We start from the raw sequence: 17,626 nt of genomic DNA, 5'->3' as shown, positions 1-17,626 counted from the left end.
ATGAAGGCGATAGAGCTTTTGAATGAAATTGAAAATATAGATTCCTATAAGCGATTTGGTAAGGTTGCTAGAGTTGTAGGATTAATGATTGAATCTCAGGGACCGGAAGCTTCTATTGGAGATGTATGTCACATTTACATCGGCACTAAGAAAAAAAGAAAGGTTATTGCTGAAGTCGTTGGTTTCAGAGATGAGTTTGTTATTCTCATGCCTTTCACGAATATTAATGATATTTCACCAGGAAGCATTGTAGAAGCAACGTCAAAAGCTTTACAAGTCAAGGTCGGAAGTGGATTGATTGGAAAAGTAGTAGACTCATTAGGATTACCCTTAGATGGAAGTTTACTACCTAAAGGACTATCAAATGTTGGAACTGATCAATCCCCACCAAACCCAATGGAACGACCTACGATTGAAGAAAGTATTGATGTTGGTGTACGTGTCATTGACTCTCTATTGACTGTAGGGATGGGACAACGTGTTGGTATATTTGCAGGTAGTGGTGTAGGTAAAAGTACATTACTTGGGATGATTGCTAGAAATACAACAGCCGATTTAAATGTCATTGCTTTGATTGGAGAGCGTGGTCGTGAGGTACGAGAGTTTATCGAGAGAGACCTCGGACCAGAAGGGTTAAAACGTTCCATCGTTGTTGTTGCAACTTCTGATCAACCAGCCTTAATGAGAATAAAAGGTGCTTATACCGCGACTGCCATTGCTGAGTATTTTAGAGATAAAGGCTTAAATGTGATGCTCATGATGGATTCTGTTACACGTGTAGCTATGGCACAACGTGAGATTGGATTAGCTGTAGGTGAACCACCTACGACGAAAGGGTATACACCTTCTGTATTTGCAATCCTACCGAAGTTACTTGAGCGCACAGGCACTAATCATTTAGGTACGATTACTGCATTTTATACAGTTCTAGTTGATGGCGATGATATGAACGAACCAATTGCTGATGCTGTTCGAGGTATTTTAGATGGACATTTTGTGCTGGACCGACAGCTTGCTAATAAAGGGCAATTTCCAGCTATAAATGTATTGAAAAGTATTAGTCGTGTAATGAATCATATTGTTACACCTGAGCATAAGGTTTCTGCAGAGAAATTAAGAGAACTTTTATCAACGTACATCAATTCAGAGGATCTAATTAACATTGGTGCCTATAAGCGTGGCTCTTCGAGGGAAATTGATGAGGCAATTCGTTACTATCCTCAAATTATTTCGTTTTTAAAGCAAGGAACTCATGAGCCAATCACTAGAGATGAAAGCATTGAGATGCTGAAGTCATTGATTGGAGCGGGTGGATAATAAATGTCTTTTTCTTATAAATTTCAAAAGATCCTTTCAATAAAAGAAACTGAAAAGCAACGAGCTCAGGAATTATATCAGCTTTCAGTTAAAAAGTTTGAAGAGGTAGCTGAGAAGCTTTACCACTCACTAAAGCAAAAAGAAGAATTAGAAACAAATCAGCTTGAACAAATTTCAATTGGTTTAAATGTGCAGGAATTAAGGCATCACCAGCAGTTTATATCTAACCTAGAGAAGACGATTAACCACTATCAAAACCTTGTTTTAAATGCCAGACAAAAAATGACAGAACAAGAACAGGTTTTGTTAGAGAAGAATATTGAAGTGAAAAAGTATGAAAAAATAAAAGAAAAGCAGTATTCGCAATTTTTAGAAGCTATAACTGCGGATGATAATAGATTGATGGATGAAATATCCATCCAACAATTTATGAACAAAGGAAGTTAGGTGATCATGTGGAGCTTCAAGAAAATGAATCCAAACTAATAAGTAAATTCCAGTGGTTTCTTTTTGTCGGCGTAATCCCACTTCTCTTTGCTGTTATTGTTTCAGTAGTTGTTCTCTCCTTTGCCGGTTTCGACGTTACAGGAACAGCATTGAAGATCGGTCAACACATTCCTGGAGTTTCTAGTTTACTTCCTGTAGAAGAAGAAGAAGAGATAGATCTGGAAGCTAAGCTAAGACATGATGTTGAAGAGCTAGAAGCACTTAATAATGAACAATTGGCTATGGTGGAACAACTTGAAAAGGAAGCTGAGATTCGAGAAGGGGAAATCACTTCTCTCAATGCTGAGATTGAACGTTTAATGGAACAATTGAATGCTCAAGAAGCTGAGCAACAAGAAACGAAACAAACGATAAAAGAACTTTCAAAAATATATGAATCAATGTCAGCTAAAAATGCCGCTTCCATACTCTCAGAGTTAGAGGACCAAGATGCGCTAACGATTCTCCAGGCTTTATCTACAGAGGCACTAGGTGCAATATTAGAAAAGATGGAACCAGCAGATGCTGCTAAATACACAAAGTTATTAGCTGACGAAGCCTAACTTATCATTTCAATCTGAAGGGAGGTGAAACAATAATGAACATGTCTGGATTAAATGTAATGAGCAGAGGACCTGAGTTGGCCGCTACTAAAGTAAGTCAAAAGAAACAAGATAAACCCTCATCTCCTTTTGCGTCGATGTTGAATAAAGAGGTCCAACACCAGCCTCATGATTCTTCAAAGAAACAAGTCGAGGTAAGTAAGCTTGAAGATCAACAAACATTCGCACCTTTTACTGGTGAATTAGATTCAGCAGAAGTATCTATCGAAGATTTAGAAAAATCAATAGGATTACTGATGGAATCTACTGAAATACCTACAGAGCTTACCGAAGAAATGTTAACTAGTGAAGATCTTTCTTGGTTACAAATGTTGCCGCCAGACCTGGTACAGAAGATTCAAGAGTTATTTGAGTCTGGGACAAGCCTCGAGCAATTGTTTAATGGTGAAGAAAGTGCCTCATTACAGGTAGAACAACTTTTTGCTGGGTTAATCTTCGTTCAGAAGTCTGTAAGCGAACAACTTGATCTTCCTACAAAGGATGTATTTGCAACAATCCTACAACAAATTAACTCTTTGCTTCATAAGGTTACCCAGGATGAGCAAGTATCAAAGCAGATTTTTAACAATCAAGGAAATCTAAAAGAAGAATTACAACAGTTTCTATCTAGTATTCACACGAAACTCACTGGTAAAAATCCTTTGGCAACAGATGAAAACCATAAAATGGATTATTTACGCCTTTTGTATCAACGGACTATAAAGAGTGATGAGTTAGTAAAAAATAATTCCCAACAAGATTCGAACAATAAAGTAGCGTTTGTGGGGGTTGAATCTCAAACAAATTTAAATCGTGCGGGACAATTTGCCTTATTTGTGGACCAAACTGGTAATAAAGCTGCCAACCAAGAGCAATTTATTAAAGAGTTTCAAAGTATATTAGCCAAAAGCAATCTTCAAAATGCAACTGGTGGAATGAAACTTCTGATTAAATTATATCCTGAACATCTTGGACAATTAAGAGTAGAGTTATTACAGCAAAATGGAGTACTAACTGCAAGAATGGTTGCAACTACTGCAGCAGCTAAAGAAATGCTAGAATCACAACTTCAAGGCTTAAAGAATGCTTTTGCAGCTCAAAATGTTCAAGTTGAAAAGTTGGAGATTGTAAATTCTCAGTCTTTACAACAAGAGTTTGATCGCTCTTTAAATAAGGATGGAAATCAAGAGGGAAGACAATCGTCAAATGATAAAGATGACAAGAAAGATGAACAGCATAAGGATGTAACGTTTGAAGCTGCCCTCAATGAAGAATTAATGAATATAGAAGTGTAGGTGATGTAAATGACAATCAGTCTTGATCCAGCCTTATATTTAAAAAATCAACCTGTTCAAAAAAGTAAGAGTGATGTAATGGGAAAAGATGATTTCCTAAGAATCCTAATGACACAATTACAAAATCAAGATCCAATGAACCCTATGCAGGATAAAGACTTTATTGCTCAGATGGCAACATTCACGTCTTTAGAGCAAATGACTAATATGAACAAGATGCTAGAACAGTTTATTACCACTCAAAAATCAGACAATATCTTAAAGTATAGCGAAATGATCGGCAAACAGGTTGAATGGATTTCAACGTCTGTAGATGAGAATGGTAATGAGGTTACAGAAACAAAACAAGCAATTGTAAAATCCATTTATCAGAAGAATTTAGAGGTTCAGTTGGAGATGGAAGATGGAACAACCATTTTACCTAATGCTCTGACTAAAATTACAAGTCCTTCTTCTAACTAAAGAGAGGAGAAAGGTGTATGGATTACCGAATACATCAATTATCAAATCATCCTCTATCATTGAAGCATCAGAAGGTGCAATCAAAAGCTGAGTCTACTACAAGCTTTAAAGATGTATTACAAGAGGTTGTTGGAATTAAAATTAGTAAACATGCTCAAAAGCGCTTGGCCGAGCGGAAAATAGAAATTGCTGAAGAAAGCTGGACGAAGCTACAAGAAAAGATGGTTGAGGCAAATAGTAAAGGCATCACTGATTCTCTAGTTGTCATGAATGAAGCAGCCTTGATTGTGAATACAAAAAACCAAACGGTTATAACAGCAATGGACCGTGAGGAAGCAAGCTCGCAAATATTTACAAATATAAATGGAACGATTTTATTATAGGCTGGACCTGTAGAGGAGGCCACGGCTGTGGACTGAATGAAGCAGCCATATTAGAGAGGGGAAATAATTAATGTTACGTTCAATGTACTCTGGAATTTCCGGAATGAAAAATTTTCAAACGAAACTTGATGTAATTGGAAATAATATCGCTAACGTAAATACTTATGGCTATAAAAAGGGAAGAGTAATGTTTAAGGATCTTGTGAGTCAGCAAATTGCTGGCGCAAGTGCTTCGACTGCTACACGGGGAGGGGTTAACCCACAACAAGTTGGTTTAGGTTCACAGCTTGGTTCTATTGATACAGTGCATACACAAGGAAGTCTTCAAACAACAGGACGCTCATTAGATCTAGCGCTTTCTGGGGATGGTTTTTTTATGGTGGGTGCTTTAACTGGGAAAGCTGGCACAATTGGTACGGATAAGCTAAAGTTTGAGGGTACTGGATTAACTGATATTAGAGAAGCAGTTGATTTGAACTATACTAGAGCGGGAAATTTTTATATGGATAAAGATGGTTATTTAGTTACGGGTGATGGGCTATTTGTAATTGGGGCATCAGGTGCAGGAGCAGATGCTACAAAGGCAAGTGACGTTCCTGGCTTAATAAAAATTCCAACAACAGCAAAAAGTTTTAGTATTGGAACTGATGGAACAGTTAACTATGTTGATGCTGCAGGAGCATTACAGGTAGCTGGACAGATTCGTGTTGCTAAGTTCCCTAACAATGGTGGTCTTGAAAAGGTTGGTGGTAATTTATTTAAGGAAACATCAAACTCTGGCTCATTAGATGTGACCGATGCTGCGGGAACAGCTGTGGCTGGTGATAACAATATTACCTTTAATGAAACAATTGCACCTGGAGAGAAAGGTGCTGGAACTATAGTAGCAGGAACGTTAGAAATGTCTAACGTAGACCTTTCAGAAGAATTCACGGAAATGATTACGACACAACGTGGATTCCAGGCAAATACCCGTATTATTACAACTTCTGATGAAATTTTACAAGAACTTGTAAATCTAAAACGATAATAAGTAAGGAGGTGGGGGGCTTAACAACACCTAAGCCCCCACTTTTATGATTAAGTTGACTCGCTTAAACGGAAGCTCTTTTAGCTTAAACGCTATATACATAGAGCAAATCCAATCCTTCCCAGATACAACCATTACATTAACGAATGGAAAAAAAATTGTTGTGCGTGAGGCCGAGGATGATGTTATTCTTTTAGTAACCGACTTTTTTCGCCAAATTTCGATATTAGGGCAACCGTTACCTGATAAGGAGGACTAGTAAATCATGAAGAACAAAAAAGCATTAGTTACGATGATTATCATAATTTTAACCATTCTTCTAATTGGAGCAGTTGCACTCATTGTTATCATGAAGTTTACTGGCGAAGAACATGTTAATGAGGTAAAGGAACCAACGATTGATGAGATTATCGAGTATTCAGTTGATATTCCAGAAATTACAACCAACCTCCTTGATGGTGACTTTATAAGAATCCAATTTAAAGTTCAAACTGACAGTGTTGAAGCAAAAGAGGAGTTAGCAAAGCGAGAATTTCAAGTTCGTAATATCATTATTCAGGAATTATCAGAAATGACATCTGACCAATTTAATGGAAAAAATGGGTTAGTAACGTTAGAGAATCTCATTAAAGAGCAAACTAATGTACTTATGCAGGAAGGAAAAATTGTTAGAGTTTATACCACTTCCTTTGTCTTGCAATAATTTGAAATGATAAGGAAAGTTTAAGAGGAGGTGAACTTTTTGTCAGGAGAAGTTTTATCACAAAACGAAATAGATGCCCTGCTCTCTGCTCTCTCAACAGGAGAAATGAATGCCGAAGAACTTAAAAAGGAACAATCGACAAAAAAGGTCAGGTCGTACGATTTTAGAAGAGCACTACGTTTCTCGAAGGATCAAATTCGAAGTCTAACGAGAATACATGAGAATTTTGCAAGACTTTTAACCACTTATTTTTCTGCAAAGCTTAGAACGTATGTTCAAATATCAGTTGCATCTGCGGATCAAATCCCTTATGAGGAATTTATTCGGTCGATTCCTAAAATGACGATTTTAAATGTTTTTGAGGTACCGCCATTAGACGGCAGACTTATTATTGAAATTAATCCGAATATTGCTTATTCCATGCTTGACCGTGTTCTTGGTGGTCGTGGAGTAAGTTTAAATAAGGTTGAAAACTTAACAGAAATTGAAACAAAGCTTATGTCTCAGTTATTTGAAAATGCTGTTGAGAATTTGAAAGAAGCTTGGTCTACAATCGCAGACATTGAACCTATTCTAACTGAACTAGAAGTCAATCCTCAATTCCTGCAAATGGTTTCGCCGAATGAGACAGTAGTTGTAATATCCTTGAATACCCAAATTGGGGACTCGAGTGGGATGATTAATATATGTATCCCTCATGTGGTACTTGAGCCTATCATGCCAAAGTTATCTGTTCATTATTGGATGCAAACGACCAAAAAAGATAGAGAGCCAAAAGAGCTTGAATCACTAGAGAAAAGCATAAGGTTAGCTGACCTTCCAATTAGTGCACAGTTAGGGACTTCAGAGATTTCCATTAACGAGTTTTTACAACTTGGAATTGGTGATGTGATTCAGTTAGATCATAGTATTAATTCACCGATCATTATAGCGGTTGGGGATGAACCTAAATTTATCGGACAACCGGGTAAAGTAAACAAGAAAATGGCAGTCCAGATTATTGATCAAATTAAGGGGGGGAACGATGATGAATAATGATATGCTATCACAAGATGAAATCGATGCTTTATTAAGAGGAAGTGACGATCAGAGTCAAGATAGTCAATCCACCGAACAGCCCCTATCTGAAGACTATTTGTCTCCAATGGAACAAGATGCGTTAGGTGAAATTGGAAATATCTCTTTCGGAAGCTCGGCTACAGCTTTATCAACATTATTAAACCAGAAGGTAGAGATTACGACACCCACAGTAACTACTATTCATAAAAAAGATTTGGTGAATGAGTTTCCACATCCACATGTAGCTATTCAAGTTAGCTATACAATAGGGTTTCTAGGTGCTAATGTTCTCGTAATTCAACAGTCTGATGCTGCAATTATTGCAGATCTTATGCTTGGAGGAGATGGAAGAAATCCTCAGGACCTACTGGGTGAAATTCAGTTAAGTGCTGTACAAGAAGCTATGAACCAAATGATGGGATCTGCTGCGACTTCCATGTCAACAATCTTTAATAAGAAGGTGGATATTTCACCTCCGAGTATTGAAGTAATGGATTTGAAAAGTGGGAACGGAGAAGGAGCAATACCAACTGAGGACATTTTTGTTCAGGTAGCTTTTCGGTTAAAAATAGGTGAACTTGTAGATTCTAACATTATGCAATTACTTCCATTGGAATTTGCCAAAAGTTTGGTAGAGGAACTTTTAAATCCAAGTCCTGCACCAGCTCCAAAAATTGAAGTCAAGCAAGAACCACCAGCTCAAACTAATATTCAAACTCAACCGGCTTCACAGCCTATTCCTGAGCAACAAGCTTATTCACAACCGACCTATCAGCAGCCTCCATATCAGGCATCTGCTCCTCAGCAGCAACAGCATATTGGTGGGAATCAAATGCCGATGGGGTACCAACCTAATGTTCAACCAGCCGCATTTTCAAGCTTTGAACCTGCATCATCTATGGGCGGAGAATCAAAGAATTTAGATATGTTACTTGATATTCCACTTCAAGTTACTGTTGAGCTTGGTAGAACCAAAAGGTCTGTTCGTGATATTTTAGAGCTATCTTCGGGTTCCATTATTGAGCTTGATAAACTCGCTGGGGAACCAGTTGATATTCTTGTTAATAATAAACTGGTCGCTCAAGGTGAAGTGGTTGTTATTGATGAGAATTTCGGTGTCCGTGTTACAGATATTATTAGTCAGAGTGACCGAATCAAAAACTTACGTTAATTTAATAGGGGGAACGGATTAAAATGGCAAACAGAATTTTAATTGTAGATGACGCAGCTTTTATGAGAATGATGATTAAAGATATTCTATCTAAAAATGGTTACGAGGTTGTAGGTGAGGCGGCAGATGGACAACAGGCTGTTGAACTTTATAAAGAGCATACTCCAGACCTAGTAACAATGGATATTACAATGCCTGAAATGGATGGCATAACAGCATTAAAAGAAATTAAAAAAATTAATCCAAATGCTAAAGTAATTATGTGTTCAGCGATGGGGCAACAATCAATGGTTATTGATGCTATTCAAGCTGGTGCTAAAGATTTTATCGTTAAGCCATTCCAAGCAGACCGTGTACTAGAAGCAATTGGTAAAACACTATCATAAATAAAAAATTGAGGTGGCAGAGATTGCTACGAATCAAGCTTGTTATCATAACCATTTTGTTTTCAATCCTACTTCCGCTTGAAGGACAACTGGTACTTGCAGCGGAAGGGGATGATGAGAATAAAACAGTATATGAAGAATTCGAAGAAAGTCCAGAGGTAAACGAAAATGAGGAAGAGAGCCCAATTAATGAACCTGTTGAACAACCCGTTGAAGAACAACTTGCTAACAACCAGTTCACTTTCTTTGATTTCTTAAATCTCATTTTTGCTCTATTTTTAGTGCTGATGTTATTGTATGTGACCTTAAGATTTATTAAAAAGAAGAATCAAACCTATGACTCCACAAAGACTATGGCGAATCTTGGTGGGACAAGCCTTGGAAATAATCGTTCTGTACAGCTTGTAAAAGTAGGGGACCGAATATTAATAGTTGGTGTAGGTGAGAACATCCAATTGTTAAAAGAAATTGATTCTGAAGAAGAAATTAACAGAATTCTTTCCCAACAACAACAAGATGTTCAACAGCTGTTACAGCCGGGCGATATATTGACTAAAATCATGGATCAATTTAAAAGTTCCAAACAAAAAGAAAAACAAGAAAACCAAAATCAAAGCTTTAAATCTGTGCTAGCTTCTCAATTATCTGAGCTCTCAAAGGGAAGAAAAAAGCTATTAGACGAGCTAGATGAGAAAGGAAAGAAGAGCGATGACTGAGTTCATGGAGTTTTTTAATACAAATGATCCGGAAAATGTCTCTACTTCGGTTAAGCTCTTACTTTTACTCACTGTCCTGTCCATTGCACCTAGTATTTTAGTTTTGATGACTAGTTTTACAAGAATCTTAATCGTTTTATCCTTTGTCCGTACATCATTGGGTACACAGCAAATGCCTCCTAATCAGGTAATACTTGGACTTGCACTCTTCCTAACCTTCTTTATCATGACGCCCGTATTCACTGAAATCAATGATGCAGCATTAACGCCATTATTTAATGAGGAAATTACCCTTGATGAGGCTTACGAAAGAGCGTCCTTGCCTTTAAAGGAGTTTATGAGTAAACATACTAGGCAGAAGGATTTAGCACTTTTCCTCGGATATGCTGGAATAGAAAGGCCGGAAACAGTAGAAGATATACCACTAACTGCATTAGTTCCTGCTTTTGCTATTAGTGAAATGAAAACAGCCTTTCAAATAGGCTTTATGGTTTTTATTCCATTCCTAGTAATAGACATGATTGTGGCTAGTATCTTAATGTCAATGGGGATGATGATGCTTCCACCGGTCATGATTTCATTACCGTTTAAAATTTTATTGTTTGTATTAGTTGATGGGTGGTATTTAGTAGTTAAGTCATTGCTTATCAGTTTTTAGTTTAGGAAGTGATTATATTGAGTTCGGAATTTGTAATATCCCTAGCTGAACAAGCGATTTATACCGTTTTAATGATAAGTGGACCTTTACTTCTTTTAGCACTCGGAATTGGATTGCTAGTGAGTATTTTTCAAGCGACTACTCAGATTCAAGAGCAGACGCTGGCTTTTATACCAAAAATAGTAGCTGTTTTTATTGGGATTATCTTTTTCGGTCCATGGATGCTGTCTAGAATGATTAGCTTTACATACGATATTTTAAATAATCTTCATAATTATATTGGTTAATGTATGGATGATTTTATTATTAGAATGTCAGCATTCTTACTAATTTTAGTAAGAATAAGTGGTTTCTTTTTGACAGTTCCGATCTTTTCTTACCGGACAATTCCCGCTACTCATAAAATTGGTTTAGCCGCATTTTTATCTTTCATTATGTATTATACGATTGAGATTCCGCAAACACTTCAATTCGATGAGTTTTATATCATGCTCATTATCAAGGAATTATTAGTAGGAATTATGATTGGGTTAACCGCTTTTATTATATTATCAGCTATTCAAATTGCCGGTGGGTTTATTGATTTTCAAATGGGATTTGCGATGGCAAACGTTGTAGATCCACAAACTGGTGCTCAATCACCTTTAATGGGCCAGTTTTTATATATTATTTCTCTCTTATTTTTGTTAAGTGTTAATGGGCATCATTTATTAATAGATGGTATTTTTTATAGCTATCAAGCAGTGCCAATTGACCAACTCTGGATTCCGTTTGGTGAGGAAGGAATGCTTAATCATTTAGTTAAAACCTTTAACTCTATGTTTATCATAGCCTTTCAGATGTCACTACCTTTAGTTGGTTCCATGTTCTTAGTCGACGTAGCACTTGGTATAGTGGCTAGAACTGTTCCACAGCTTAATATTTTTGTGGTTGGTATGCCTTTAAAAATTCTTGTGAGTTTTATCATGTTAATAGTCATGATGTCAATCTTTGTCATGCTCGTAGGTAATTTATTTGAACAGGCACAATTTGCAATGAGAGAGTTGATGTATCTGATTGGAGGGGGAGCATAACGTTGAATCGATTTAAGCTAGATCTCCAATATTTTTCTGGCGAGAAAACTGAACAGGCAACTCCTAAGAAGCGTCAGGAATCAAGAAAAAAGGGGCAGGTAGCGAAAAGTCAGGATGTTAATGCAGCCATCCTTCTCCTATTTGTTTTCCTTTTTTTTTGGTTTAGTGGTGGAATGATGCTTGACCGGATGTTGAATCTTTTTACAAGAACGCTTGAAGATTTTATGCTTCTGGAATTAACAGAACAAACTGTATTTAGTCTTCTATTTACCTTGTTACCTGAAATTGCTATTATCATTCTTCCCGTCATGGTAGCTGCCATGATTGGTGGAGTTATTGCAAGCTATATGCAAATCGGTTTTTTATTTTCAACAGAAGCGATTCATTTCAAGCTAGAGAAGCTAGACCCCATCAAAGGAGCTAAAAACATATACTCCTTGCGAGCTATTGTAGAATTATTGAAATCCTCCTTAAAAATTACCTTTGTAGGGTTAGTAACATTTTTTATTTTATGGCTTAATTGGGAAGGAATCATGAGATTGTCACAGGTGAGTTTAGAAGAGGCGTTAGTCTTCTTGTCAATGCTTGTGTTGAAAATGGGCTTAGCAGCAACAGTTGTATTATTATTTCTATCAGTTTTTGACTATACCTATCAAAAATATGACTTTGAAAAGAATATTCGAATGTCTAAGCAAGATATTAAAGATGAATATAAAAATGTTGAGGGTGACCCTCTAATTAAATCGAAAATTAAGCAGAAGCAACGTGAGATGGCGATGCAAAGAATGATGCAGGAGGTACCAAAAGCCGATGTCGTCATTACCAATCCTACTCATTATGCAATTGCTTTAAAATATGATGAATCAAAAATGGATGCGCCGTATGTAGTAGCAAGTGGTGTTGATTATATTGCCTTAAAAATTCGGACGATTGCCGAAAACAACGAGGTTCCAATGATTGAAAATCGCCCACTTGCCAGAGCTCTTTATGAGCAAACAGAAATCGGGGATGCTGTTCCTGAAGAGTTTTTTAAAGCAGTTGCCGAAATTCTAGCTTATATCTATCGTCTCAAGCAAAAGGTGTAGTACGTACATAAGGAGAGTTGTAAATGCGAGCAAGAGATCTGCCGGTTATACTTGGTGTTGTTTTAATCATTGTCATGCTAGTTATTCCGTTACCACCTATTTTGTTAGATATCTTAATAATGGTAAACATCACTCTTGCACTAGTGCTATTGTTAACGGCAATGAACATGAATGAGCCTTTGCAATTATCTGTATTCCCTTCTTTATTATTAATTATGACCCTATATCGATTAGGATTGAATGTTTCTACAACCAGATCTATTTTAAGCAATGGGGAAGCCGGAAATGTAGTCGATACATTTGGTAATTTCGTTATTGGGGGAAATGCTTTAGTTGGATTCGTTGTTTTCCTCATTCTAATTATTATTCAATTCCTCGTTATAACCAAAGGATCTGAACGTGTATCTGAAGTTGCAGCTCGTTTTACTTTAGATGCAATGCCAGGAAAACAAATGGCAATAGATGCTGACCTAAATGCTGGATTAATTACTGAGAGGAATGCAACTGAGCGCCGTGACAAGATTCAGCGTGAAGCAGACTTTTATGGGGCAATGGATGGTGCGAGTAAATTTGTAAAGGGAGATGCGATAGCAGGAATCATTATTACCATCATAAATATTCTATTTGGAATTGTAATCGGGATGGTTCAAATGGACCTAACTCTAAATGAATCTGTAAATACTTTTATGATTCTAACAGTAGGTGATGGTCTAGTATCTCAAATACCAGCTCTTATGATTTCAACCGCTACTGGTATTATCGTTACTCGAGCGGCTTCTGATGGGAATCTTGGTACTGATATTACCACACAGCTATTTGCTTTCCCTAAGATGCTTTATGTGGCTGCTGGAACAATCTTCTTTCTTGGAATCGCTACACCTTTGAATGATCTACTTACTATACCAATTGCTGGGTTATTAGGTGTTGGTGGGTATATGCTTGGAAGGGTGAAGAAACCGGATGATCAGGAACTAGAAGCGTTAGAAGAGATGATTGAAACCGATGAAATGAAAAGTCCTGAAAGTGTTGTTAACCTATTAAATGTGGATCCCATTGAATTTGAATTTGGTTACGGTTTAATCCCATTAGCCGATACCAATCAAGGTGGAGATTTACTAGACCGTGTTGTCATGATTAGGAGGCAATTAGCCATTGAGCTTGGTATTGTTATACCTGTTGTTAGAATTAGGGATAATATTCAGCTCCAGCCAAACGAATATCGCCTTAAGATTAAGGGGAATGAGGTAGCAAGAGGTGAACTATTACTTGACCATTATTTAGCAATGAGTCCTGGAATTGATGATGATGCAGTCGAAGGTATTGATACGATTGAGCCTTCATTTGGACTACCTGCTAAATGGATCACAGAGGATGCCAAAGAAAAGGCTGAAATGTTCGGATATACAGTCGTCGATCCACCTTCAGTTGTTTCAACTCATATTACTGAGCTATTAAAAACAAATGCTCATGAGCTACTTGGTAGACAAGAAACCAAGCAATTAGTAGACCACATTAAAGAGTCGTACCCTATCCTAGTAGAAGAAGTAACACCAAATCCACTTTCAATTGGGGATGTTCAAAAGGTATTAGGGAAGCTACTGAGAGAAAAAGTATCAATTAGAAATTTACCAATTATTTTTGAAACATTGGCTGACTTTGGAAAAATGACAACAGATACGGACATACTAACCGAATACGTTAGACAAGCACTTGCTCGTCAAATCACCTCTCAATTTGTAAGTGAAGGGGATGTACTTAAGGTTGTCACCTTATCTGGAAGAGTTGAAAAAGCAGTGGCAGAGGGTGTACAACAGACTGAGCATGGAAACTATTTATCATTAGATCCAACTGTTTCTCAAGATATTATTCAGGCTGTAGCAAGTCAAGTGGAACAGCTTTCCTTACAAGAACTTCAGTCGATCATTCTTTGCTCACCGGCTGTTCGTATGTACGTAAAGCAACTAATTGAACGCTATTTACCAAATGTACCTGTTCTTTCTTATAATGAACTTGAAGCAAATGTTGAAGTCCAAAGTGTTGGGGTGGTGAATATAGAATGAAGGTAAAAAAATATATTGCCCCATCCATGCCAGAGGCTATGAAAAAAATTAGAACAGAGCTTGGCAAGGATGCGGTAATCTTAAATTCCAAAGTGGTATATACAGGTGGTATATTTGGTTTTTTTACCAAAAAGAATATTGAAGTAATTGCTGCAATTGATCCGTCACCCTTTGCAAATGAACCGCAGCAAAAAGAAAAGATTCGCTCTACTGAACAATTAGAAAAGATAAATCCGGTTAAAGAACTCGAATTTACAACAAAAACTAATCTAAATACAGAGTCAGATTCTGTACTTAAAAAAGAAGTTGAAGAACTTAAGGACTTAATTAAGAATTTATCAAATCAACAACATACAACAAGTTCGGTAATGTATCCGGTACCTCTTCAAAAGTATGAAAGGCAGTTAAAGGAACAAGAGGTTGATGTGACAATTATCACTGACATCATGTCTAAATTAGTAGAATATTGGTATAAGCAAGGGGCAAATTCCAAAGACGAAGAAATTCAAAAATGGTATAGAGAGGCCTTGTTTTCATTAATAAACCCATATGACCATGGAGGTATTTCATTTAACAAACAATTTATTAATGTAATCGGACCAACTGGTGTTGGAAAAACTACCTCTTTGGCTAAAATAGCTGCTAATTGTGTCATTAAACATGAGAAAAGGGTGGCATTTATCACAACAGATACATATAGAATTGCAGCTATTGAGCAATTAAAAACGTATGCTAAAATTCTCAATGTTCCTATTGAAGTTTGCTACAATATTGAAGACTTTATTGTAGCTAAGGAGAAATTCTCTTCTTATGACCTAGTCTTTATTGATACAGCAGGTCGTAATTTTAGAAATCAGCAATATGTAAACGAGTTAAAGGAAGTAATTGATTTTTCAGAAGAAATGGAAACTTTTCTTGTGCTTTCATTAACATCAAAAATTAATGATATGCATGATATATATAAGCAATTTTCAACCATAAACATTGAAAAATTCATCTTTACAAAAAGAGATGAAACCTCACAGTTTGGTTCAATGCTAAATTTAGTATCAACCTATGAAAAGGGAATTGCTTACATAACAGTTGGTCAAAATGTGCCTGACGATATTGTTGAAGCAACACCAGATATAATTGTAAATACAATCCTCGGAGAAAATATACAATGAGAGATCAAGCAGAAAGCTTACGTTTAAGACTGCTCAAGATGCAGGGTCGACAAGAAGCAAAGGTAATCGCCATTGTAAGTGGTAAAGGTGGAGTAGGTAAGTCTAACTTCTCACTAAATTTTGCTATCAATCTTTCGAGAAAAGGTCATCGTGTCTTACTTCTCGATATGGATATTGGGATGGGGAATATTGATATTTTAATTGGTCAATCTTCAAAGGTGAGTTTTATTGATATTTTCCAACCGGATATGTCAATCCAAGATATTATTAAACATGGACCAGAAGGAGTTTCCTATATTTCCGGAGGAACTGGTCTCACTAATCTCTTCACATTAGATGCAGAAAAACTAGAGTATCTATTAACTTTATTAGAGCGTTTATCTCTTCAATATGACTATATTTTGTTTGACATGGGTGCTGGAATCACAGAGGATACATTACAGTTTCTCTTATCCGTACACGAAATTATTCTAATTACGACTCCTGAGCCTACTTCCATGACTGATGCATACTCCATAATGAAATTTATTTGTAGTAGAGATCATCATGCCGATTTTTATTTGGTAGTGAATCGTGCCCACAGTAATGAGGATGGTACAAGCACTCTTAAAAGGTTAAGTCAGGTAATCAAACAATTCCTGCAAAAGGACATTTCTTCACTTGGTTATCTTCCTGATGACCGTGCCGTTAATAAGGCAGTGAGTAGACAAATACCATTTTCAGTATTTGATCCAAGGTCCAAGGTAAGTACAGCTTTAACAACAATAACGGAACGATATTTAGACGGTGTCACAACCAACCAAGAAAAAGAAAAACCACCTTCATTTATTTCTAGACTTCGCCATTACTTCTCAGAAAGGTAGGGAATCTTCATATGGAAAAAATACGAGTTTTAGTTGTAGATGACTCTGCATTTATGAGAAAGATGATTTCAAGCTTCTTAGAAGAAGACGACAGATTTGAAATTGCCAGTTTTGCTAGAAATGGTAGGGATGCAGTTCAAAAGGTTAAAGAACTAAAGCCAGATGTTGTTACGTTAGATGTGGAAATGCCAATTCTAAATGGATTAGAGGCACTCCAAGAAATTATGCAAACCGAACCAGTACCAGTAGTTATGCTTTCTAGTACGACTAAACAGGGTGCAGAAAATACGATAATAGCCATGCAATATGGAGCGGTTGATTTCATTACAAAGCCATCTGGAGCCATCTCACTTGATATAGATAAAGTAAAGGATGAAATTATCCAAAAAGTATACCATGCAGCAAAGGTTAAGCGATTAAATCTTCGATATGAAGGTCAAATCACAAAAACTCCTATCCCGATTGTCGAGAATTGTAGTAAAATAGAAAAAAGTGTCAAAGTCATTGGCAGTTTAAAATCACCTAAAAAATTAATTTGCATCGGAACATCAACAGGTGGTCCAAGGGCACTTCAACAAGTTTTAACAAGAATACCAAAAGAAGTGGATTGTCCGATCCTAGTTGTTCAACATATGCCACCTGGTTTTACAAAATCATTGGCAGAACGATTGAATACAATCTGTGAAATTAATGTAAAAGAAGCAGAGGACGGAGAAGTTTTAAGAAAAGGAGTAGCTTATATTGCCCCGGGTGGCTATCACTTAAAGGTGGTCAAGGTAGGAACTTCGTTAGCAACTAAGTTAGATAATACTACTGCTCCGAGAAATGGACATAGGCCTGCTGTGGATGTACTGTTTGAATCAGTAAGTGACATAGCGGATTACGCAAAAGTTGCTGTAATTATGACAGGAATGGGATCAGATGGAACAGAAGGTTTAAAACGATTAAAGGAATCTGGTGAGGTAAAAAGTATTGCTGAATCAGAAGAAACTTCTATTGTTTTTGGAATGCCAAAGACAGCCATTGCTTCAAATAAAATAGACGTTATTGCTAGATTAGAAAATATAGCGGAAGAAATAATGAAGATGATAAGTAAGTAAGGGGATGCCAA

Annotated in this window: 21 protein-coding genes; all 21 read left to right on the top strand. The window is 36.7% G+C overall.

Features of this window, described 5'->3' with window-relative positions; genetic code table 11:
* The 21 genes from fliI to M1D60_RS14115 all read left to right on the top strand — a co-directional run bounded on the left by fliI (position 1) and on the right by M1D60_RS14115 (position 17,615).
* Positions 1-1,317, top strand: a complete 1,317-nt coding sequence (gene fliI, locus M1D60_RS14215; protein ID WP_456275498.1) for a flagellar protein export ATPase FliI — start codon at positions 1-3, stop codon at positions 1,315-1,317.
* A 3-nt stretch (positions 1,318-1,320) separates the two neighbouring features.
* Positions 1,321-1,764 carry a flagellar export protein FliJ gene (fliJ, locus tag M1D60_RS14210; RefSeq protein ID WP_456275497.1) on the top strand — a complete coding sequence of 148 codons (444 nt, stop codon included), beginning with the start codon at positions 1,321-1,323 and terminating at the stop codon, positions 1,762-1,764.
* Between the two features lie 8 nt (positions 1,765-1,772).
* On the top strand, positions 1,773-2,366 hold the full coding sequence (locus tag M1D60_RS14205) for a MotE family protein (protein WP_456275496.1): 594 nt from the start codon (positions 1,773-1,775) through the stop codon (positions 2,364-2,366).
* Between the two features lie 35 nt (positions 2,367-2,401).
* Positions 2,402-3,700 (top strand): flagellar hook-length control protein FliK, encoded by a 1,299-nt coding sequence (locus tag M1D60_RS14200; protein WP_456275495.1) that lies wholly within the window; start codon positions 2,402-2,404, stop codon positions 3,698-3,700.
* A gap of 9 nt (positions 3,701-3,709) precedes the next feature.
* The gene (gene flgD / locus M1D60_RS14195; protein WP_456275494.1) at positions 3,710-4,162 is read left to right on the top strand and encodes a flagellar hook assembly protein FlgD; all 453 of its coding nucleotides are present in this window, start codon (positions 3,710-3,712) and stop codon (positions 4,160-4,162) included.
* 17 nt (positions 4,163-4,179) lie between these two features.
* Positions 4,180-4,545 carry a TIGR02530 family flagellar biosynthesis protein gene (locus M1D60_RS14190; RefSeq protein ID WP_456275493.1) on the top strand — a complete coding sequence of 122 codons (366 nt, stop codon included), beginning with the start codon at positions 4,180-4,182 and terminating at the stop codon, positions 4,543-4,545.
* Between the two features lie 70 nt (positions 4,546-4,615).
* Positions 4,616-5,575, top strand: coding sequence for a flagellar basal body rod protein FlgG (gene flgG / locus M1D60_RS14185; protein ID WP_456275492.1), 960 nt, complete (start codon positions 4,616-4,618; stop codon positions 5,573-5,575).
* A 46-nt stretch (positions 5,576-5,621) separates the two neighbouring features.
* Positions 5,622-5,834, top strand: a complete 213-nt coding sequence (locus M1D60_RS14180) for a flagellar FlbD family protein (protein ID WP_456275491.1) — start codon at positions 5,622-5,624, stop codon at positions 5,832-5,834.
* 6 nt (positions 5,835-5,840) lie between these two features.
* Complete coding sequence (gene fliL, locus M1D60_RS14175; RefSeq protein ID WP_456275490.1) at positions 5,841-6,278, top strand: flagellar basal body-associated protein FliL; 438 nt, start codon at positions 5,841-5,843, stop codon at positions 6,276-6,278.
* A 39-nt stretch (positions 6,279-6,317) separates the two neighbouring features.
* The gene (gene fliM, locus M1D60_RS14170; RefSeq protein WP_456275489.1) at positions 6,318-7,313 is read left to right on the top strand and encodes a flagellar motor switch protein FliM; all 996 of its coding nucleotides are present in this window, start codon (positions 6,318-6,320) and stop codon (positions 7,311-7,313) included.
* Positions 7,303-8,508, top strand: a complete 1,206-nt coding sequence (gene fliY / locus M1D60_RS14165) for a flagellar motor switch phosphatase FliY (RefSeq protein ID WP_456275488.1) — start codon at positions 7,303-7,305, stop codon at positions 8,506-8,508. The genes fliM and fliY overlap by 11 nt, the downstream gene beginning before the upstream one ends.
* Positions 8,509-8,531: 23 nt before the next feature.
* Complete coding sequence (locus tag M1D60_RS14160; protein ID WP_456275487.1) at positions 8,532-8,894, top strand: response regulator; 363 nt, start codon at positions 8,532-8,534, stop codon at positions 8,892-8,894.
* A 23-nt stretch (positions 8,895-8,917) separates the two neighbouring features.
* Positions 8,918-9,610: a flagellar biosynthetic protein FliO gene (locus M1D60_RS14155; protein WP_456275486.1), complete on the top strand. Its 693-nt coding sequence runs from the start codon at positions 8,918-8,920 to the stop codon at positions 9,608-9,610.
* Positions 9,603-10,268, top strand: a complete 666-nt coding sequence (gene fliP, locus M1D60_RS14150) for a flagellar type III secretion system pore protein FliP (RefSeq protein WP_456275485.1) — start codon at positions 9,603-9,605, stop codon at positions 10,266-10,268. The genes M1D60_RS14155 and fliP overlap by 8 nt, the downstream gene beginning before the upstream one ends.
* Positions 10,269-10,285: 17 nt before the next feature.
* Complete coding sequence (fliQ, locus tag M1D60_RS14145; protein WP_456275484.1) at positions 10,286-10,555, top strand: flagellar biosynthesis protein FliQ; 270 nt, start codon at positions 10,286-10,288, stop codon at positions 10,553-10,555.
* 3 nt (positions 10,556-10,558) lie between these two features.
* Positions 10,559-11,341, top strand: a complete 783-nt coding sequence (fliR, locus tag M1D60_RS14140; RefSeq protein ID WP_456275483.1) for a flagellar biosynthetic protein FliR — start codon at positions 10,559-10,561, stop codon at positions 11,339-11,341.
* A gap of 2 nt (positions 11,342-11,343) precedes the next feature.
* Complete coding sequence (flhB, locus tag M1D60_RS14135; protein WP_456275482.1) at positions 11,344-12,426, top strand: flagellar biosynthesis protein FlhB; 1,083 nt, start codon at positions 11,344-11,346, stop codon at positions 12,424-12,426.
* Positions 12,427-12,449: 23 nt separating this feature from the next.
* Positions 12,450-14,486: a flagellar biosynthesis protein FlhA gene (gene flhA, locus M1D60_RS14130; protein ID WP_456275481.1), complete on the top strand. Its 2,037-nt coding sequence runs from the start codon at positions 12,450-12,452 to the stop codon at positions 14,484-14,486.
* A complete protein-coding gene (flhF, locus tag M1D60_RS14125; RefSeq protein ID WP_456275480.1) occupies positions 14,483-15,652 on the top strand; it encodes a flagellar biosynthesis protein FlhF in 1,170 nt (389 codons plus the stop codon). The genes flhA and flhF overlap by 4 nt, the downstream gene beginning before the upstream one ends.
* Complete coding sequence (locus tag M1D60_RS14120) at positions 15,649-16,515, top strand: MinD/ParA family protein (protein ID WP_456275479.1); 867 nt, start codon at positions 15,649-15,651, stop codon at positions 16,513-16,515. Before flhF ends, M1D60_RS14120 begins: the two co-directional genes overlap by 4 nt.
* 11 nt (positions 16,516-16,526) lie before the next feature.
* Entirely contained in the window at positions 16,527-17,615 is a 1,089-nt protein-coding gene (locus tag M1D60_RS14115; protein WP_456275478.1) for a protein-glutamate methylesterase/protein-glutamine glutaminase, read from the top strand.
* The last annotated feature ends 11 nt before the right edge of the window (positions 17,616-17,626 follow it).

The sequence above is a fragment of the Bacillus sp. AK128 genome (assembly GCF_053903075.1).
The sequence above is the reverse complement of the archived record's forward strand: the minus strand, read 5'-3'. Positions and strand labels throughout refer to the sequence as shown.